This is a genomic window from Mastigocoleus testarum BC008 (assembly GCF_001456025.1).
Lineage (GTDB): Bacteria > Cyanobacteriota > Cyanobacteriia > Cyanobacteriales > Nostocaceae > Mastigocoleus > Mastigocoleus testarum.
Map to the genome: position 1 here is coordinate 1 of NZ_LMTZ01000153.1, position 21,693 is coordinate 21,693.

12 protein-coding genes are annotated in these 21,693 nt (G+C 37.0%); 5 read left to right on the top strand and 7 right to left on the bottom strand.

Annotation, left to right across the window (positions count from 1 at the left end; translation table 11 throughout):
* Positions 1-398: 398 nt before the first annotated feature.
* Positions 399-1,202 (top strand): SH3 domain-containing protein, encoded by an 804-nt coding sequence (locus BC008_RS41365; protein ID WP_058184653.1) that lies wholly within the window; start codon positions 399-401, stop codon positions 1,200-1,202.
* Positions 1,203-1,713: 511 nt separating this feature from the next.
* Complete coding sequence (locus tag BC008_RS41370; RefSeq protein WP_036266773.1) at positions 1,714-2,868, top strand: YncE family protein; 1,155 nt, start codon at positions 1,714-1,716, stop codon at positions 2,866-2,868.
* Positions 2,869-2,978: 110 nt separating this feature from the next.
* On the opposite strand, the gene BC008_RS41375 is transcribed toward BC008_RS41370, so the two are convergent.
* Positions 2,979-3,380: a fasciclin domain-containing protein gene (locus BC008_RS41375; protein WP_027844923.1), complete on the bottom strand. Its 402-nt coding sequence runs from the start codon at positions 3,378-3,380 to the stop codon at positions 2,979-2,981.
* A gap of 360 nt (positions 3,381-3,740) precedes the next feature.
* Here BC008_RS41375 and BC008_RS41380 point away from each other — a divergent pair, with 360 nt between their 5' ends.
* Positions 3,741-5,402, top strand: coding sequence for a CHASE2 domain-containing protein (locus tag BC008_RS41380; protein ID WP_058184654.1), 1,662 nt, complete (start codon positions 3,741-3,743; stop codon positions 5,400-5,402).
* Between the two features lie 23 nt (positions 5,403-5,425).
* The gene (locus BC008_RS41385) at positions 5,426-6,262 is read left to right on the top strand and encodes a DUF928 domain-containing protein (RefSeq protein ID WP_058184656.1); all 837 of its coding nucleotides are present in this window, start codon (positions 5,426-5,428) and stop codon (positions 6,260-6,262) included.
* A gap of 35 nt (positions 6,263-6,297) precedes the next feature.
* Here BC008_RS41385 and BC008_RS41390 read toward each other — a convergent pair whose 3' ends face one another.
* From BC008_RS41390 to BC008_RS41405, 4 genes are all read right to left on the bottom strand, one after another.
* Positions 6,298-10,839, bottom strand: coding sequence for a CHAT domain-containing protein (locus BC008_RS41390; protein ID WP_058184658.1), 4,542 nt, complete (start codon positions 10,837-10,839; stop codon positions 6,298-6,300).
* 582 nt (positions 10,840-11,421) lie between these two features.
* Positions 11,422-13,038 (bottom strand): FAD-dependent monooxygenase, encoded by a 1,617-nt coding sequence (locus tag BC008_RS41395; protein WP_036266774.1) that lies wholly within the window; start codon positions 13,036-13,038, stop codon positions 11,422-11,424.
* Positions 13,039-13,183: 145 nt separating this feature from the next.
* Complete coding sequence (locus BC008_RS41400) at positions 13,184-16,540, bottom strand: ferritin-like domain-containing protein (protein ID WP_027843588.1); 3,357 nt, start codon at positions 16,538-16,540, stop codon at positions 13,184-13,186.
* 575 nt (positions 16,541-17,115) lie between these two features.
* Positions 17,116-18,630 (bottom strand): flavin monoamine oxidase family protein, encoded by a 1,515-nt coding sequence (locus tag BC008_RS41405; RefSeq protein WP_027843587.1) that lies wholly within the window; start codon positions 18,628-18,630, stop codon positions 17,116-17,118.
* A 263-nt stretch (positions 18,631-18,893) separates the two neighbouring features.
* On the opposite strand from BC008_RS41405, the gene cbiD reads away from it, so the two are divergent.
* On the top strand, positions 18,894-19,955 hold the full coding sequence (gene cbiD / locus BC008_RS41410; protein WP_027843586.1) for a cobalt-precorrin-5B (C(1))-methyltransferase CbiD: 1,062 nt from the start codon (positions 18,894-18,896) through the stop codon (positions 19,953-19,955).
* A gap of 459 nt (positions 19,956-20,414) precedes the next feature.
* Here cbiD and BC008_RS41415 read toward each other — a convergent pair whose 3' ends face one another.
* Positions 20,415-20,747 (bottom strand): hypothetical protein, encoded by a 333-nt coding sequence (locus BC008_RS41415; RefSeq protein WP_027843585.1) that lies wholly within the window; start codon positions 20,745-20,747, stop codon positions 20,415-20,417.
* Between the two features lie 4 nt (positions 20,748-20,751).
* Positions 20,752-21,633: a hypothetical protein gene (locus BC008_RS41420; protein WP_027843584.1), complete on the bottom strand. Its 882-nt coding sequence runs from the start codon at positions 21,631-21,633 to the stop codon at positions 20,752-20,754.
* Positions 21,634-21,693: the final 60 nt, after the last annotated feature.

Here is a 21,693-nt window from a genome sequence, read left to right on the forward strand (position 1 = left end):
CTTTTTTACTCTTTTATTATTGATTTATTTAAGTAATTACCGATTGTGACAGTTAGAGTGCGGAAGATGGGTTTATTATCGCCTTCCGATCCCCTTACCCTCCTTGAAAAGGACGAAAATTAATTCAAATTTCCCTTTTTAACGGGATTTAAAGGGGATATAATTATTTTTTACTTAAGATTGTAATTTAAAATCCGAGAGACAACTAAAATCCGCGTTTTAACTGTGCATTTTTGATATTATAATTTTTTGTTTTTAAGTATAAACACTTATGTATGAGGTGAATTTTGAATCCTTAACATAAGTTATTAATGTTACATTATCTTTATATGCCTTGATTTTCTGGTGGCATAGTAATAGTTATAAATCATACAATCTTCAAAGTGGTAAGAATTGTCATGGATAATTTAGCATTGTTGATTAGTTATGCCGAGAACGAAAGAGATTCTGTTGTGAGTTCTCATGCTGCACAAACTGGAGCCGCTAAAAAACAAGGTTGGAAAAATCCTAAAGTATGGTTGAGTCTTATAGGTTTTTGTTTATCTTTATTCACTGTTTGCTTATCTGGAGCCGTAGCAGAAGCTGCTCCTGTTAGAGTGAATGCTCGTAGTGGATTGAATGTCCGTACGAGACCAACTACGAGTTCTCGTGTTGTCAGAACTTTATATAACGGACAGGCTGTTAACACAAGTGGGCGCGTATCTAACGGTTGGGCACAACTTGATAATGGTGATTGGGTTGTTCAGAGGTACTTGACTTACATCAATAGCGGTGGTGGTACCGGTGGTGGAAGTCGAGTCGCAAGAGTACAATCGGTGTCTGGAGTAAATGTGCGTAGTGGTCCAAGTACCAGATACAGAAGAATCAATGGCTTAAGAAACGGAACTGAAGTGAGAACAAGTGGTCGCACATATGGTGACTGGGTTCAATTAGCTAATGGTTATTGGATACATGGGGATTACTTAAGCTTCGGTCCCCGTTCTGGTGGTGGTACTGGTGGTGGTACTCGTACCTCATTTATAAGGTATGTAAGTTCATATACTAGTGGAGCAAATATCCGTAGTGGTCCGGGTACTAATTACAGTAGGGTCAATTATTTTTCCAATGGTACACCACTAAGTCTTACTGGTCGTTCCTCTAATGGCTGGTATGAGCTTACCGGAGGTCGTGGTTGGATTTCTGGTAATTTACTTCGGGTTTAATGAAGATATTTGACTAGTGGAATTTACGAGTGTGTTTATAAAAAATCAAACAGGGTGTAGGACTGCAAAACTTTAATTTATTTTTTTTGAACGGTTCAATCTTAGCTAGAATCCAATATCTGTAGTAATTAGATGACAGTATATTGGATTAATTTCAAATGTATACATATTATTAATATAATTCCCTCCAATAACTAAGATGTGGAGGGAGTTTTATTTGTTGTTATTAGATAGGTAGGGGTTTTTGGAATAAGCCAGAATTTTGTTTCTTGTTCGAGAACTGAGTTTAAGAATTATTAATACCTGAACTACTAATAAAAAACACAAATCTGCAAAATATTTTGTTGGAGTTATCTTGCTAAACTTGTTACGTAAAGTTGTTTTTCTTATTCCATTCACTTCAATAAATTCTATCCCTCAATACTTATAAATTAGAGACAATATTGTTACCGAAATTTATATTTATTGCTTTAAAAGTGTGAATACAATTGGATAGAAAAAAAGGTGTGAAATGTTCAGATTTTCGTCTCACTGGATGCAATCCCCTTGGAAACAACTTGTATTAGGTTGTGCGATTGCAGTTATTTTAATAACAACTACAATTTTGCCATTAAAAGCAAACATCATTGAGATGCGTCCCGGTACTCCAGCATCTCCCACTGGATCTCGAATCGCAGTTGCAAATAGAGGTACAAATACTGTCACATTAATAGACATAAAAAGTGAAAGAACCATCGATCTGATTCTGGAAAAAGGATCCGAGCCGATGTACGCACAGAATACCTTTTTTACTGATGAGATATGGCTGGGAGATAGAGGGAATAACAGAGTACTTGTATACGATGCATTACGACTGCGCCGAAAAGCTGAAATTCCCACAGGAAGAGGTGTTTTCCATATGTGGAATAATGGAACACTCGGTCAGATGTGGGTGGTAAATGATATCGATAAAACTATGACAGTCATTGATTTGAGAATGAAAAAGGTATTAGCAACTGTATCAATACCTGCAGACCTCGCACCAAATTTTAAACCCCACGACGTTACGGTAACCTCTGATAGTGCAATTGTTTCTCTGCTCAGTGCTAATGGTTCTGATGAAGGATGGCTGATTAAATATAGTGGAGAGAGTTTTCAAGAAACCAATAGAGTTAAGGTGGGAGGAGATCCGCATCTTTTTTATTGGGGATTTTCCGATAGTTTGCTCTATGTCGCTACACAAATCGATGGAAAAGTGTTGAAAATGGATCCATCAACATTGGAGTTACTCGGGGAAATCGATATACCAGGAGCTCACGGAATATGGGCTGATGAGTCTGAAACAAATCTTTATGTTACAGATATTGAGAGTTCTGATGGGAAAAATTCCGTGTATACGATTGATTTAGCATCCTTCAGTCTTGTTCCTGGAACTCCTGCTGATGCTCCCTTACCATTTCCGCACAATGTTATGGTTTCCCTCGACAACAAAAAGCTATTTATCACCCATAGTCAAGATTCTGAATTTACTTCGATTTACGATCTTGATAAAACTGGAGTTCCTGAGGATAGCCGCATTATCAAGACTGGTGCTACTCCATTTGGGATTATGTTGGTTCGCGACCCTGTTGCCTATAAGTGTGAAAAGAGGAATGCATACAGGAAACGGTGTAAACTGTATCGGTAAGTTTTTTCTCAATAAGTTATTAAGGATAATAAATCTTATCAGCTTTTGCAGTCAAGTGGACTCGTTAAACTAAGAATCCCCGTCCTCATAGGACGGCGGAGTGTCAAAAATCAACCCATAAGAATTACCTTGTCAATCACATGAATTACACCATTATCAGCTTCGATATCTGCTGCTAAAACTGTGGCATTTTTCACTTCAAATCCATTAGTACAATTAATATTAATAGTAGAGCCTTCCACTGAATTTACAGTTTTCAATTTTGCTAAATCGGCTTGCATTAATTTACCCGGTACAACATGATATGTGAGAATTCTTGCTAGCTGGGGAGTATTTTGCAGCAGAGTTTGAATAGTTCCTGGAGGTAATTTTGCAAAAGCTTCATCATTGGGTGCAAAAACTGTAAAAGGTCCAGTACTTTTTAATATTTCTACTAAATTAGCAGTTTGTACAGCTTGAACTAAGGTACTAAAAGAGTCATCACTAACAGCAATATCAATTATATCTGCCATGTTTTTACCATTAATCTAGTAAGTATAATATGCAGTATACGGAAAACAAACACCTAATTTTAACAGTGTTTCTTGGCCTGTAAAAGTTTTAGGGTTTATGGCAAGATATAATTGTTACCTCTAAAAGAGCTACACCCAAATCATTTATACTTTGATGAAGACCAGTTGGCATCACGCTTTTTGGAAAAGTATGTCTACCAAAACACTGATTTATTCCTGAACTATCAACAAACTCAGCCATACTTTTTATAATGGTTAATGAAGACTTGACTTGATTGATTTTCAAAGGAATGAGATAAGCATTAACATTTAGAAGTAAGAGGACGGGACAAATAAAGAGTGACGGGTATTACATAAAGTATGGATTTATCTGGTGGAGAACGGAAACAATTGCAAGAAGTTTTAATGAATGCTTTTCCCAATAGGGGGTCATTAAAGCAAATGCTATCTTTCCACCTAAATAAAAATCTACATGAAATTGCCTCAGAAGCTAATTTAAGTCAGGTAGTCTTTGAGTTAATAGAAAAAGCCGAATCAGAGAATTGGTTAGAAGATTTAGTTCTTGCAGCACGAAAGGCAAACCCTGCTAACGAAAGATTAAAATATCTAGCAAAAAGTTTAGGTATTCCTTTATCAAGTGAGAAGGAAATTTTTGCATCAAATTCCAGTCAGGAAACTGCCCAAGCACCTCCCAATACTACCGTTGAGATAGATATAAATAAGCCAGCATCTCCATCGCCAAAGGGTAGATTAACAAGATTCGTTGAACGAATTCGCCAGCCGGTGTTTAGTGGTTCTGGTTTCCGAACTCTGCTATTGGTGAGTTTGATGATCGCGGGTGGGTTAGTGGTGCTACGTTTTTTTGGTCTGATGGAATGGTTAGAGTTAAAGACTTTTGATCACCTGATACAAATCAGACCATTGAATGAAGGAGTCGATTCACGCTTGCTAATTATAGAAATCACTGACGAAGATATTAAGGCTCAAGATAAACGCCAAGAGCAGGGACAGGGATTTGCTTTAAAAGATGCTTCTCTCAATCGCCTTTTGGAAACCCTAGAGAAATATAACCCTCGACTAATTGGTTTGGATGTATACCGTCCCTATAATGCTGACCCCAATTTGCCAGGGTTATTAAAGCGCCTGGGAAAACCAAATGTTTTTGCAGTTTGCAAAGTACCTGATATCGATCACCAAGGGAAGCAAATTGGACATACCAGTGTCGACCCACCTAAAGAAGTAGCTAAAGAACGTGTTGGTTTCAGTGATTTTGTTACTGATAGAGACGGAATTGTGCGCCGATATCTGATGGTTGTAGAGGGAATTTCTGGTTCTAATTGTCAAGCTAAGCAGTCTTTTAGTTTTTTGTTGGCGCGTCGTTATCTGGAATTGGAGTTGAGGGAAAACAGTAATTATCAAGATCCTTTTAAATCTGGGGATAATCTACAACTTGGTGGTATTACTTTCCCGCAACTACAACCTTTTACTGTGGGTTATCAAGATGTGGACGCTTCTGGTTTTCAGATTTTGTTAAATTACCGTGCTACTGGTTCTGGAGTCGAAAACATTGCTAAAAGGAAGACTCTGGAAGATATCTTAAACAATCGCTTTGACGAGCAAGATGTACGGGACAAGATTGTTTTAATTGGTGGGACTGCCACTCAAGGAATCAATGATAATTGGTCTACACCCTATGGTACAATTCCCGGTGTTGTGGTAAATGGTCACATGATCAGTCAAATTCTCAGTGCCGTACTCGATGAGGTACCTTTATTGCAGGTTTGGTCACAACCAATAGAAATCCTCTGGATATGGGGTTGGTCCTTCTTCGGTGGTGTGTTTGCACTATACTCACCTTCGTTAAGAGATTTGGGAATAGCTACCGGCTGTGGGATCCTAGTTTTATATATGACTTCTATAATTTCTCTTACTGTTGCTAGTATATGGATTCCTTTGATTCCACCTGTACTGGCTTTTGTCTCTACTGGAAATATATATTTTGTTTTCCTTGACCGTAATTAAACTGTACATCAGGCGAGGAAACTATGAACCGACTACATTTCCCTTCCCGAAAAGTAATTTTTGCTTTTGTGCTAATTTTTGTATTGACTAATTTGCTGGTTTACGTACCATCAGTTCAAGCACAATCCCAGCGTAGACCTGGCTTGATTGAGAAAATTAAACGGTTTTTCTTTGGTATTCGTCCTGGAGGGACACCTACTGGTCGTAAGCGAGGAGGAGCGGTACGCGATCGCTGTCCAAATGTAGTTCAACCGCTGACAGCTTTGGTTCCTGCAACAGATGAAGGATTTCCTTATGTTGAGCAAACAATTGCTAAATATCCTACTTTCTGGTTCTATATTCCCTACTGGTCATCCTATCAACGTGATGCAGAGTTTGTGCTAATTGATGAAAAAGAAGATGATGTCTATTATGCTACTTTTCCATTAAAACAAGAGCCAGGAATTGTTAGCCTACAACTACCAAAAATAATGCTTCCGCTACAGTCAGGAAAAAAATATCGCTGGGTTTTTTCTGTGATCTGCAATCCAGATAACCGCTCTGCAGATGCAACAGTTAATGGTTGGGTTGAGCGCATTCCTGTTAGTCCTAACTTAAGTAATCAGTTGCAAGCAGCTTCCCCTAGGGAGGAAGTCTTGGTTTATACTGATGCTAAATTATGGTATGAAGCACTAACTACTCTTGCTGAGCTTCAGCGTACTAATCCACAAAATCAAGAAATACAAACAGATTGGGCTAATTTATTACAAATACTTGATTTGTCTGAGACTGTTCCCCAAACTTGGACTACCTATTTTCTTCCCAATCCATCTAGAAGGGAACGGGGAACAGCTAAATATAACTCGATAGTAAACATATAAATATATAAATAATTTCATTAAACAAATTTACCTATTTATTTCCACTCTCCTTGAATGGTAAAAGCAGCCCAGTAATAAGGATTTTGCCACTGTTGTTCTCGCCACATAGCTAGTTGGGCTGCTCGTAATGCTTTTGCTGGTGGAAGCTTGTCTTTGAGAACGCCTTGATAGAAGCGTTTCATCAGTTCTGTTGTTGCTCGATCGTCTACACTCCACAAGCTCACCATTACGCGCTTTGCGCCACTGTACATCAAGCCACCAGTTACACCAATCAACCCCTCACCTTTAACTTGTTTACCCAAACCTGTGCGACAACCGCTTAAAGTTACCAAGTCTGCTGATAAGTTAAGTTTGAAGAAATCAGGTGTGGATAAGAGACTTCTTTGAAATTCCCCTTGTTCATTTACTAAAGATAGGATAACACCAGAGCGCTCTGGCGTCTGAGAGTCAAGAATACCATGGGTCGCAAGGTGAATATAGCGATACTGGCTAAATTCTGGAGCAAATACAGCTTTGCGATTAGCAGCAAAATCAAATTTTTGCAATTGCTCAGGTGGAGGTACCAGAGACGCAATTTCTTCTGCTTCTTTACGGGTGTTAGGTAGTCGGGGATAAAGCTGTTCAACTACAACATTATTATTACTTTTAACTCCCATAGCATTAGACAAAGTTGATAACTTTTGCTGCGACTGGTAATCAGTTTGATTTAACTTGCGCGTAAGTCTTTCATCTCCCCTACTAAAGATCGGATCTGCTAATACAGCCAAAGTTTTGCTTGGTGGTTGGCGCTTTTCATTATTGCGCCTAATAACTGCAAGAGTGGAAGCTGAGGGAAGATTAACAATTTCATGTTTAACTAACAATGGCTCAACTAATAATGGCTCAACAGCAGCAGATGAACTGACTGTATTTAGAGACGTGGAGTTTGGAATAGGTAAGGCGCTAAAAGGAATATATTGCAGAATTCCATTTGCGACAATTAATAGGCGTTTGTTACCCAGCTGCTGAGAAACCTGTCCTAAGAGCATTTGGCTGAGTTTAACTCCTGATGCTGCTGCTTTGTTAGGTCTAATTCTTAAACTTGACACTGTCAAAAAGTCGTAAAATTGCTTTGCTGCTGCTTCAATATCAGCTCTCTTAGGTAACTCATAAGTTGTGATACTGTTTTTAGTAACAGCCCATAGATAGCTGCGTTCTTCCCCTAGGCTATACTCTAAAAGTAGCGTGTTATCATCGAGTAATTCCTGTTGAATCTTTTGAATTTGAGGCGGTTTGGCTAGTTCTATATAGTTGGGATTAGAATAGTCGGGATTAGAACTACTATTATTTTGAACTTTACCTTCAGGATTGCGACTATCCCTATTAATCATTGCCAGAAGACTACGAGCGTGCGACCGCTCACTAGCTTGTAATGCTTCTATATCGTAACCTGCTGAGGGGTTTTGTTGGTGTTGTTGCATTAGCAGATCGATATAAAAATCATAGTAATTTTGCTTTGATTCTAAATATTTAACTAGGTCAATATAGGATTTATATTCAGTCTGCTTTGGCTGTATTGTGGGGAAATCATCATCCTGGGTTTCTTTAGCTTCTTGAGCCTGAGCTTGGGCGCGTTCAGATTCAATCATTGCTATTGCTTTTTCAATCTCAGTTCTTGCTTGAGTCAAATTTCCTCGCTCACGTTCAGTAGTTGCAATTGCGAGATAAGTATCTGCTTCTTTGAAAATTTCCTCTTTAGCTTGCCATAATTTTAATGCTCGATTGTGAAATTCCAATGCTTTTTCATACTCTTGGTTCGCCCTATGAGCCTTAGCAATTAACGAGAGTGTTTCTCCATAAATATTCGCTGAATATGTGGAGTTGAAATAATCGATCAACATTTGTGACGATTCAACAATAGAGCCTAGGTTTTCTTGTTTGTCTTCTTCTGTAGATTTTTGATTGGAGTTTTGTACTAATGACAGGAATTTTGTAAATATATTTGTTATTTCTTGAGGGTCATATTTTTTGTAGATAGTGCTTTCATATGTAATGCTCAATCGTGACAATGCTAAATCTAGTGAAGTCAAGGCTTCTTGATTCTGTTGCAAATAAAGTTGATTTTTTGCTACTAAATTCAATAATTGTGCTTTTCCTATTTCTGCTGATTTATAAAAGCATAGATTATTTGTGACTTCATTTTTTTTATTCTTGAAAACTGCTTTTTCTTTATTAGCTTTAAAAACTAAGGTAGGAAATAATGTATCAAGGCATAAATCTTCTTTTTTTAATTTTTGGATGATTCCTAAAGCTTGATTGTATGATTCAATCGCTTCACTATTTTTCTTTGAGCTTGCTAAATTTTCGGCATCAATGATATGTTTAGCTAGGGTGATGTACTGTTTGATCTGTTCTTTAAGTTTCGGCTCAAAGTTGTACTGATTTACAAATTGGATTAGTTGTTTTTCAGACTGACTAATAATCTCTTCCAGTTGTAGCCCTGTAACAAACTTAATAGGAATTTGCCAAATATTTAGCAGTAAAGCCTTTGTAGTATCCCTGTTATCACTATAAATTAAATCAATAAAATTCGGTATTTCCTGCTCTGCAATGTTAAGTGATTGTTGTTTGTATTGCTTGCTTAACTGTTTGTTACCTAATTCCTCGTATATTATAGAAATCTGAAATAACAGCCAGCCATTCAATATATTTTTTAAAACATGACTATTTTCTCTTAAGAGGGTAAAGATTTCTTGATCGTTTTCTACAGTTTTCCAGAGTTCTAATGCATTACTAGAATAATATAGAGCCTGTTGATAATCACCAAATGACTGATAATGATGTGTAGCATTTAAGAATGTTACCACTCGCCAAAAGCGGCTATCTAAAATGCAGTTTGATAATTCATCATCTAATAGTTGGATTCCTGTGTATATATATGAACCACTAGCATCACTCATACCTAATCCAAAGAAAAAATGTGCTTTTTTCTCCAATCTTTCTGAAGATTGACGTTCAAGACATTCCTGAGATTGTCTTTCAATTTCAACAGGGTTTTGCTTTAGATTCTGTAATTGCAAAAGTGCCTGATTATATAATTCTATAGATTTATCTTTTTCGTCTAAATAACGGTAGTTGAAGGCAAGATTATTTATAGTTATTACTTCCCATAAAGGTTCATTAAGATATGAAAATATTTTCCTGGCTCGGCTGTAGTTATCTATTGCATTTTGATATTGATTAGTTTGCATATATGTATTGCCAAGATTGTTAAGTAATATGGCCTCCCCCAATTTATTTTTCTTCTGCTGATATATTTTCAGAGATTCTTGAAAATTGCTGATTGCTTGGTCATACTTGTCATATTTGTAATAAACATTACCTACGTTGTTATAAACTTTAGCGACTTCTATCTCCTGATTCTCTGACTGGAAAATTTGCAGTGCTGTTTGATATTTTTTAACCCCATCTTCATAGTGAATTTTATACTGACGATATAAGTATCCCAGTTTTTTTAATGCCTGAGCTTCCGCAATTCTATTTTTACTCGCTTGAGCAGTTTGCAATTCCTGCTGATACTTTAAAATTTCCGCTGCATCACCTGTTAATAGATTCTCAGCGAACTTTAAAACTACAATTTCTTTATTTTTATCTTGACCAGAAATGAATGAATAATTGGCGTGTTCAAAAATTCCCCAGCTTAACAACTTCTGTAAGCTTTTTACTGTTTGAGGATGATTAAAAACACTTCCTGGTTTTAAATCAATTTCTTTGAGAATAGCAGTAGTTAGTGTCTCACTGCTAATTGCTTCTTCTTTCTTGTCTTTATCTTTACCATCCTTATTCACAAATCGGACTTGAATATCTTCAATCACCCCTTCTGCTACTTGTAAGGTAACAACACCATCTTTGGAAACGATAGGTGAATCAACTACATTCGCTAGTACGTAACCTTGCTCTTCATACCACTTAATTAAATGCTTAATCCCATCTCGTAAGTCTTGCAAATTGAGTCTCTTACCGTACTGGGGACGAAAAATTTTATCCACAACCCCTAGTTTCAGCACCGAGGATACAGTACTAGGACTTACTTGCACTTTTACCTGACTTAAAACCGGGTTAAGCTTTACTTCAAAGGTTACTCGCACCCCTGATGGAGTGTCTTCTGGTACTGCTTGGACATTGGAAAAGAAACCCGTATCAAATATGGCATTTATATCTAATTCCAATTGAGAACGAGTTGTTGTACGTCCTGGTTTGGTCTTAACAATCTGGTAAATCTTATCGTTTAATTGTCCTTCTACCCCACTAACTACAACTTCACTTATCAATACTCTTGTTTCTGTTTTACTAGGTCCAGATTCATTAGATGGCTTTTCTGAAGTTGGCTTTTGAGAATCTTGTGCTAGGAATCTGGAGTGGTTTAACTTGGGTGGGATATATGTTTCAGTCTCTAATGAGAGTTCTTTGAGTTGTTTTACATCTTCTCCACGACTAACTGCCATTAAAGCTGAAAAACATAAAATGTTAATAGATAGAGGAAGACTATAAAAAGCAGAACTGAGAAGTAAACATTTCAGTAAAGAGTTTTTCTTCATATCTAAGAGTTATGACATCTTAATATATTCTTGAAATAAAAATTTATAATATATTAATACACATATAAACTTAGCATTATAAATTAACTCACAGATGTGGTTAATTGTATCAGATAATAGTTTTATATTTCTAGGACTTTTATAAATTAACAGGACTTACACAACTAAGATTTGTCATTACGACCGAAAGGCATTGCAGGAAAGCAATCTCACCTATTTTTAAAATTATGTTGCTATCACTAGCAATGGTATAATTACATTTATTTTGCGTAAGATATGATTAAGATACAAATGACATATTATTCATTGTAAATGAGTTTTCCCCCAATATAATTTAGTTTTATTTAAATTTATTGTATTTAATAATTTTAACTAATAATTCAGAAAACTTAAGAACTTAAAAACTCAATTAAATTAAAATATAAACGAAAGTTTATATTTTAATTTATGTTTCTATTTGTATATTTTTATTCCTGTTATTATGAATTAGGACTTACATATTTATAGTAGAAAATGGGATGATTTATAATTATGGAAAAGATTTTATTTCCCAGTTTTTTACCGAAAAGTAAGTCCTAAAACCTATACAAACTCTCCTCGTACCTGATCGATGATAGCTAGAGGATTATCCGGTAAAATATCACCTCTCCAAGCAACATGACCGTCAGGTCTAACTAAGACATATGCTTTTTCATAGAGTTGAGCAACTTCAGGATTATCGATCGCATGTAATTTAAGAGGTACACTCCGTTTTTCGCATGCTGTGACAAAAGTTTCTAATCCTTCTTTTCCTTTAAAGCTAAGTAATACAAATCCATGACCGAATAAATCTAAAGTTGATTTTCCAGGTTCTAACCAAGCATGGGGTGCGCGACAACCAGGATAACTAGTTTGAGACCATTGGAAAGGATCTTCACTAGGTAGATTAATATTATCTTCAATAACGATAGGGGATTGATAACGAAAGCCAAAATGAACTCCGGGAGCGTCGAATTCACGCTTAACTCCACTGCGTTCCATCCCTTCAGCCATTTTTTGGCGCATTTCCCGACCTTGGGGAGAATCGCTGGCGATCGCTGGAGGTATACTACGTTTTTGGGTACGTTGAAGATTGGCGTTTGCTTGCTCGAGATTTCGTACTGCGATGGGACGACGTTCAGTTTCGTAGGTGTCGAGTAGTTTTGAACCTCCCCAACCTTTGATGGTTGCAGCAAGTTTCCAACCCAAATCAACAGCATCAGCGATACCAGTATTCATCCCGAAACCACCGGAGGGTGAAAGTGTATGAGCAGAATCACCAACAAAGAATATGCGTCCATCACGGAAGGTATCTGCAACTCGGTGGGTTAAACGCCATGGCATATTAGAAATAATTTTATATGGGGTATCGATGGATATAGCAGCAGCGATCGCTTCTTGTGCATCGTAGATTTTGCCATCTTCCTGGGGTTTTAAAATTAGGCGATATTTACCTTTTCCATCTACAGCACGCAAAGGCTCTTGAATAATTGGGTTGACTAAGAAGAAAACCATAGCATTATTTGGGCCTAGCAGATCGGGAAGTTGGGGTGCTTCAAAAACAACACTTTGAAATACTTGGGTTTGATGAAAAGTTTGAGCGCCGATTCCAGATTGCTTACGTATTTGACTGCGAGCGCCATCACAAGCAATTATATATTGAGCTTCAATAGTTTGTGTGTTTCCAGATTTTGAACTTCCAGACTCTAAATTGGTTATTTGAGCAACTATACCTGTTTCATTTTGTGTAAAACTTTCTAAACGAGAAAGAAATTTGAGATTTCCTTGGGGGTATTCTCCCAGAGAATTGATAAATTTGGGAGCAAACCAGTCTTGGGGACAAACCTGTTCGGTTTCTGGACTGTATTCGGGTAAAGACCGTTGCGCATAGGATGGAAACTTGATGCGGAAAATTTCCTTCCCACCGACAGATGTAACCCAAGCTACATCTAGAGTATGTTCTTTAGGCCAACCTGCGTTACGTATTGCTTCAGAAATTCCCCAGCGACGGCAAAATTCCATCGACCTGGGACCGACTGTGCTAACTTTTGGGTCAGTAACAACACCGTCAGTTTGCTCTAAAACAATACAATCTATACCTTGGTAGCGTAGTTCGGATGCGATCGCCATACCGACGGGACCACCACCGACAATTAAAACTTCTGTTTTGATAGTGTTCATTATTGGTAATGAGTAATGAGTAATAAGTAATAAGTAACAAGTAACAAGTAATAAGTAATGAGTTACTACTTCTGACTCCTGATTTCTGTACAGACGTAGCATGCTACGTCTCTACGACTCCTGACTCCTGACTCCTGACTTCCTACTACTTTTCTACAAGTTTTTGAAAGAATTCAATATAAAAATCAAACATTTCTGAAACTGTTGTGGGAATCACCTCACACTGGCGCGAGCGTCGGGCTAAACTTTCAAACTCCCGTGATATTCTTTTATAAGCAATTTCTGGATCGGCGATATATATCGCCATAGGTATTTCAAAAGATGGTCCTGCTGTTTTACCCCGTTTCCCAGAAGGTAAAGTCATTAATAGTTCGCCCAGAGGACGCATCATACCTGTCATAATATCAATGCTGGCATTCATTAGTTTGGAACGTCTTAAACTTGCATTGGGATTTAGACCAAAGTGTTGCACCATTAATTGCATCATTAAGAAGTAACAGCGATTGAAAATTTCCATTACTTCTCGGGTTTGAGGTACGGTAACAATATTGGAATGATAATCTTGATAGTTAAGGGTAGGGTTACGCAAGGAAGGATAAGCAGGGTTCCAGGGTAGTAATCTTTGTGTGGAAGTTTTTATAAAGTTTTTTGTAGAAATATGTTGTAAGTGCTGTTGGGAAAGCTTTTGTGCAATACCTTGAAATTGTTGATAGTGGGATTTTTCAAACTTGGGTGAGTTTGGATCGCATCCTTCTCCTTGCTCGACAATAAAGTCGATCGCAAATAGAGCGCTTTCTACATCATCTACTTGAAATTGGAAGTGGGGGTGTTTTTTGTTAGTCTCCTCTCGTAAAAATAAATGATGTTCGCCTCCCGTACTACCTTTTTTAACAACAAATAAATCGGGAATAGTTTCAATCGCTTGTCTAATTTGACGATATAACTCACTTAAAGAACCGTAACCATGTAAGAGATCTGCTTTTGGGTCTTCAAGTACAACTTCATTAGTTAAATCTTCCTCTAAAAAGTCAGGCATTTCAAACCGAATAAATCGTTGAATTGAGGAAGCATTCAAAGGTTCTAGAGCAAAATCGACTTCAATTGGGAAACGACGATTAATTTCGCTGAAATTCGGTGTTGCAGCATAAAAAGGTTCTCCCATAGCCATCAAGATATTATTCACCATCAAGAAGTGAATCATTTCTTCGTGACAAACTTCCAGAAAAACACCGCGCATTCCGTAATCCCGGACTTCTTTCCCATCTCCGCAAGCTAAATGTAATTGTTCTTGGGTCCATAAACCTCGGCGCACATACTCTTCACCTGTGACATAATTGGGTATGGAATAACCTGCATAGATATATTGCAGCATCACCGCAACTTCCAACTCTGCAGCATGATGTAATGCGCTAACTAACTCTTCTCGTGTTTTTAGTTCCCGTTGGATACTCTTAGGTTTTGGAGTTGCTTGGGGAACATAACCCACTTGCTGTTGATTTTGCAAAAATTTACGCAGGAGCATGGCTTTAGGTTCTGACATATCCCTTGTTGGCGGCATATAATAGGTTTTGTTTTTATTTTTGGGATCTGACATTTGCCACATCAAACGGGAGTAAGTTTCAACTTTACATTTGTCAGCCAGACTAAAAACTTCTGCTTTCATAAAAGAGAAGCATTGTTCGTAGTAAGCCAAGATATGTTGATAAATAAAGTCAAAATCTACTGCTCCATCGGGGGTTTGTGCTAGTAAATCCCAGTCATCTGGTAATACTCGCAGGTTGAAGGAACCTACACTAGACCAAAATCCTAATTTATTCTCGTTATCGTAGGCTGTAATAGCTTCATTTGTCCCTAATTCATTTGCTTGAGTTGAAAGTAATACCCGTGCTGTACCTGGTTGGAAACCGCGTATGCTCACCCAAGTACGTCCATCCTTACCAGTGGAAATTCTACATTTAGGGGAAAAATGTCCAATTTCTTCTTGTTTTCCTGGCTTGAAATGAACAATATCTATTTCATTGCTGGGGGGATAATTAAATTCTTGACCGATATTACTTTGATCTTGCTCAAATTTATAACGAAGTTGGGGGAGTGCTTCTGGATTATAGAATTGATGTAAGTAAATATTTTCAATTGCTTGGGGACGTCCTCTAAAAAAGGAAAATACTTCTACTTCTACAGCATAATCTTCACCATTTTGCCAATCTGGACATTCAATAAATAGACAAGCGTCATCTATCTGTAGATTTATTTCTTTCTCTCGAACTAAAATTTGTTGTTGTCCGTCGGCTTGATTTCTAACAATATATAAACCCTGATTTTCTATCTCGTCTTGAATCTCTTCAAATTCTGCCGATAGGGGGACATCGATAATCCCACTGCTGAGCTGATAAACTTGTTTTTGATAAAGTTCCTCGGGAATTTTAGCGATTAATCGTTGAGTATCAATCGTACGCAATTCTAAGTTCCCTAACTTGAGTTTACCCTCGATACTGTGGGTGGGACCAGGTCCTGCTTTGGGAGAGCGTCCCACACAAGGTACTGCTGCGATCGCATTTAAACTCACACCTTGGGGAGTAATTTTTAAACTCAGATTAGATAAATTTTGTGGGGATGACTTATCCCCAGTTACAAGACTATCGGGAATCAAAAGACGACCGTGGGGGTAACTTTTCATCTCTCCCACACACCACAAACCAATTGTGCCATGTAATTCCCAAAAGCTAGGGGAATCGGGTTTGATGGGAGTAGACATATTACTAATGCTAAACTGCACCACCAATCCCAAAACATCGTCTCGCTCCATTGCTTCTCGCAACAGGGACACAGTCGGTGAAAGTTCTGCTTCCTTCATCCAGAGAAAATCTGCAGCATTTTTATCTACTGCAAATTGATACACCGCCGCTTTTTTAAATTCCTTATTGAGACAATGTTCTGGTAATTCCCGAATATAGTCAAAATTTTGCCAACGAGGAGTCTGAAGACCTTCTACAGGTCCAGAAAACATATTTGGTCGCTCTCCAGCGTCACCTTCCCTTCCAAAGGTAAACTGTCCGAGCATGATTGTTGTTGTCCAATTGGAAGCTGGGTCGCAATCAAATATCCGAGCGCGGTTAACGGTGGTACCTAGATATTCGTTGTAATGACCCCACATATCAACCTTACGCCCTACTACCGGATCCTTTTGGTCGATTTGTCCAAACTCACCTTGGGTACTAATAATTTTGGCATCAATTACAAAGTGACCATTTCCACCAAAATCCCAACCCATAGCCATGCTGAATGGACCATTATCATCTTTTTGTCCTTCAGAGTTAAATTTTGCTCCCTTATTGTAAAGATAGTCGTGATATTCAGATGCTTTATGACGATAATCAAAAGGTTCACCGTTCATATAAGCTGTATTAGTACTTAAATCCACTTCCTTATTTTTATTTCCTGTGGGAGCGTGGATACGAGCTAAACCCTGAAAGTGCAAGCGAGGAAAGTCTAAAATACTCATTTTAAATATGGAAATGGGATGACTGATTGGTAATTTAAATAGGTGATATGTTTTTATTTATTTAGTTAATAAAGTACTTTAAAAAAGTCTAGAATCATTGAAAATTATAGTTATAGTAACTATTTTCTTTGATGTAGTACTCTATAGGACCTGTTTAACTAGTTTGAAACTCAAAATAATGTATTGTAAAACCAACTATTTAAAATAATTAACTATAGCTAAATGATTAAAAATAATTGGTTTTAATATCGGTTAACAGATTTACTTTATAAGTATGGGAAATATAATTAGCAGAAAGCGATAGAAGCACACTTTATCAAATTTTAATTAGGTGATTTTGACTTGGAAATTTCCAATCGGGTTTGTTATCGTGCATAAATTTTCCTTTCATAGAATGTTCTCCGTCGTAACTTACAAGTAGACTATTGTGCTTCCTTAAAATTACATAGAGTAAAGTGGATGATATTTATGCACTTATTCTTAACGACATTAGATAATTTTTATTAGAACAACAAATTCCAAATACAAATTCCAAATACAAATTCAAAGAAAATATTCCAAGAACAAGACTTACTTTATGCTGCAAAGATATTAATACTGTTCGCTCTCACCGGTAAGATGCAAGAAGCATCCAAAGATTTATCCAAACGAGGTTTGTGAGTAACAATGTCATATACGGCTTCAAGTGCAGACTCTAAAGAACCTTGAATCCATGCAGGAAAGCGAGAACAATGTTCCCCAGCAAAGAAGAGAGTGTTTTGAGGTCTTGCTGCTTCTAAATAATTGATTGTGTGCTTCGACTCATCACCATCCCAATGAATTGTACATCCACCAGCACTCCACTTATAATTACCCCAAGCAATGGAAGCTTCATCTACAACCATTCCTTCTTCTTGAATTTCTGGGTGAATTTTTCCAACCACCTTTTTTACGTAATCATAACGTTCTTGCTCCACCATTGCGCCCATTTTGTCGGCATCCTCGCCAATGCTGTAACTTGCTAACATGGTGGTATTACCTTTTACTGAAGGATAGTAAGTTTGACGAATACCTTCACCACTAAAGGATGCTCCACCTCGAATTCCATCTTTTTCCCAAAATCTTTGAGCGCAGTTAAATGCAACTTTTGTCGCTGGACAATAAACTGTGTTATGAATAGATTCCAATTTTTTGCGATCAAAGCCAACTAATTCTAATTTTCTCAATACTGAGAAAGGAATCGTACATAATACATAGTCACAATTACTGCTATAAAATTCTCCATTCTTTTGTAAGGAGACTCTCACACTATTTTTACAAACTTGTAAACCAGTAACTTCAGTATTGCAATTGATATTCCCTTTAATAGAAGCAACAAGGCGATCAATAATTTGTTCTGTTCCTCCTGCAATTTGCAATAGATCGTGACTGGTTTCAATTAAAATATCACTGAGAAACATATCCAGTGCTTGGGAACATTTTGCCCGAAAACTAGGATTTTCCTTAATGAAATTCTGTAAATCTATGGTCTCGCCATCTTCACTAAAGTAAGGTGTCAAATCTAACCGTTCTAATTCACCCATCAAGTGAGTTTGTAAATCCCGTTCCAGACTTTTTCTTAAGCTTTCAGGAGATATCGCATTAACAATCGTTTGTAACCAAGCAGCAAAGAATCTTGTTTGTTCGCTATAACGTTCATCCTTAAAAATTCCTTGATACTGTTCTTGCAAAACTCTAGGTGCATCCTTCATCCGGAAAACTTTTCCTTCCATATTCATCAAAGCGTTTTGTTCCTCAAAAACAGTTACAAACTTACAAAGTTTGTCACCCAATCCCATTTCCCGAACATAGTGGAGAGTATATTCGTGATCTGAGGGGATACGCATTGCACCTAATTCCCCGTAAGCTGCATCTTCACCATCTCCAAAACGGTGAGTCCAAATTCGACCACCGATGCGATCGCTAGCTTCAATAATTTCGACTGTGTGACCTAAACGTTCTAATTCATATGCTGCAACTAAGCCTGCAATACCTGCGCCGAGAATGAGAATTTTCTTACCTGTTGTATGATTCCTCAATCGGCACATATCTAGCATTGTTTGAATATCCATAATTCTGATCCTCTACCTGAGTACAATCTGTATTTTTTAGTTTGCGGCTATCTGACCGCCTCTTTTTATTCGTTAGAGAAAGCGCAAATTTTTTATGCAGCGAAGAAGGAGTAAACAAGGAAATTTTGAGAACTTTTTTGCTTAAATGCTTAGCGTTATTGAATAATTAGCAACTTTACAATTTTAGTAGAGTTCGTTTTTGAACTCACGACAATCTTATTTTTCCTGTATCCTATTTCCAATGCTCAATTCCTAATTTCACCATGCCCCGTCAAGGATATACCTTACCTGTTTTTGCTGTAGCGGCTGCTAAAGCAGCATTGTTACACCTTCAGAACAACATAATTACTCACAATACAGTCAACCTCGATTTACTCCCTGAAGCTGCAGATATTCCTATTCAACAAGTTGCAAATTTAGCAAATGATACTGCTTTAGCTATTACCAATAGCGATCCAGGGGATAACTTAGATATAACCAAAAATACTCCTATCTGGGCTTGGGTAAAGTTATTACCGCGCGAAAATAGAGCAGAAGAATTCATTTTAGAAGCCGGTGAGGGTTTGGGAAAGACAGTAGATGGAGAAGCTGCAATTTATCATTTTGCTCGTCGTTTGTTTGAGGTTAACGTTTCACCTTTAATTTCTCCAGATCGAACAGCTATTATCAGAATTATCCTACCCGAAGGTCGTCAATTAGCCCAACGTACCTCAAACGAAGCATTTGGGATTCTCGAAGGTTTAGCACTATTGGGAACTAGTGGTATTTCCCAACCTTTGAGTGCTGCTGACCATTTGGAGGAATTTCGCGCCGTACTGCGTGAGAAAGTAAAAAATTGTTCCGACTTAGTATTTTGTATTGGTAATAATGGTTTCTCAGTAGCCCAACGCTTACCAATTCCAGAATCAGCCATCATTCCTACGGGTAATTGGTTGGGTGCATTACTTGTGGAAGCAGGGTTGTACAAAGCAAAATCGGTAACTTTATTGGGATATCAAGGAAAGTTAATTAAACTTGCAGGTGGAATTTTTAATACATCTTCTCATATTGCAGATGCCAAGCTGGAAATCATTGCAGCAGCTGTAGTTGAAGCTGGAGGGGACATACAAATAGTTCAAACTGTGTTACAAGCCAAAACGGCTGATGCTGCATACAAAACTTTGGTTGGAGTTCAATTAGCAGATCGGGTTTTTGCTCTTTTGGCTGCTAGAATTGGCGATCGCGCTAAGAAATATGTGCAAAAGTATGCCAGTGTAGAGTTAGATATAAAGGTTATTTTATTCGACCGTCAAGGAAATATTATTCATAATTTAAGTGAGTTCTGAAATTTTGTAGCAACAGACACCTCGTTTGGGACATTATAGTTTTGCTTTCAAGGGAACGAAGAACAGAAAAAAGTCCTAAAAATTATGATGACTGCTATATATTTTGAAAAAATCTCATCATTGGTTTTGCATTGTCCTAGATAAACTAAAACAAAAGAGCAAAGAAGACTATTACTACACCACATTAATTTTGATAGGTAAATTAAGGTTCGTAGTAGCGCTTTAGCGCTTTAATATCAAGACTTTACNATGTCCATCAGGACATAGCCCAACTACAAAACCCTCAGAACTTATGTGGTGGAGTACTATTCTTCCTGCTCCACTGAGATTTTAAATTTTGATTTGTTGAAGATAGATAGAATTTAATCCAGTTCCATCCCCAAGATATATTTACTAAATTTTTTATTGTCTAAGGTAAATAAATTTAAATTTATTATCCTATATTTGATTGACTATCAACTATATAAACATCAAAATTCGGGAAGCAACACGAGAAACATTACTGATGTTTCTTAAAATTCTGATTGTATTATTAATACTTTGCAATTCCTGTTCTAACTCAGAAATAGCATTTTCTAATTCTGGCTCCAAAGATTTCATTTTTTCAGCAATGTGTTCTAAATTTTGTTTTTCCAAATTTTGTAATATGCTTACATATTTTTGACGCTCTTTAACAAAATTTACCCTCTTTAATTCATCTGGGTCTTGTTCTAGAGCAAACTGTATCTCTGGCGAAAACAACATCCGCTGTTGTCTCCTCATAAGTTCGATTAGTTTATGAGTTTTTGACATGATTTTAACTTTCCTGAATAATTATTGATTTTTTGCTATTTTCAAGTATTGATAAAAATGAGTCGATATCTTTTAATGAATTATTGAGACGCTGAGAATTGATTTTTCCCTCTACAGAAGCCTGGAAAATATCCTTAAATTCATCTAAAGCTTGGCTTGCATCTGTAAGCTCTTGAATCTGTTGATCCATAAAGAAAATTTTCCTGCGTTCATTAATCCATATATCTGCACTTCTTATGGGATTGCTTGCAATCAAAGGACGAATAATTAGGCGGTTTTCCCTCACTTGCTTCATTTCTTGGGTTCTATGCTTCATGAAGCTACCAATTTCCTTCAGCATTTCCCTTTGTAGGGTTAATTCCCGTAAAATTATTTGATTGCGTTTTTCAAGTTCTTTTCTAATGACACCTTTAATTCGAGAATGTATTGCAAGATTTGTTATGTTACCCACAATACCTTGAATTGGAGGTGTAAAAAACTGACTTTTTTGGATTCTTAAACTAACAGAGTTGATATTATCAGCAATCGCTTCAATTTCTTCTTGAGCTTCTGATGGCGCATCAGATTTCGCAATTTGGTCAAGTTTATTAAAGTATCTTCTTAGTAATTGATTATGTAAACGAATATTATTAATAGTTCGGATCATTTCCCTATCTTGTTTGGAAATATTTTGATATTGCTCGACGGTTTGATTAGCAATTATGTCATCCTCTAATATTCTTTCAGAACTTGAATCCAAATGAAGCTCTCCTGCTGCAAGCAATAGTTTATCAACTGCAGTAGTATATTTATTTCCGGCTTCTGTAAGCTTTTGATATTCTTTACTATAACGACATCCACTTGTTAAAGCTGCAATAATTGCAACTAATAATAATGTTTTTCGCATAATTGTTTGACCTAGATATGACTAACTTCAAATTTGAATTAGTCTTGTTTTTTATAACTA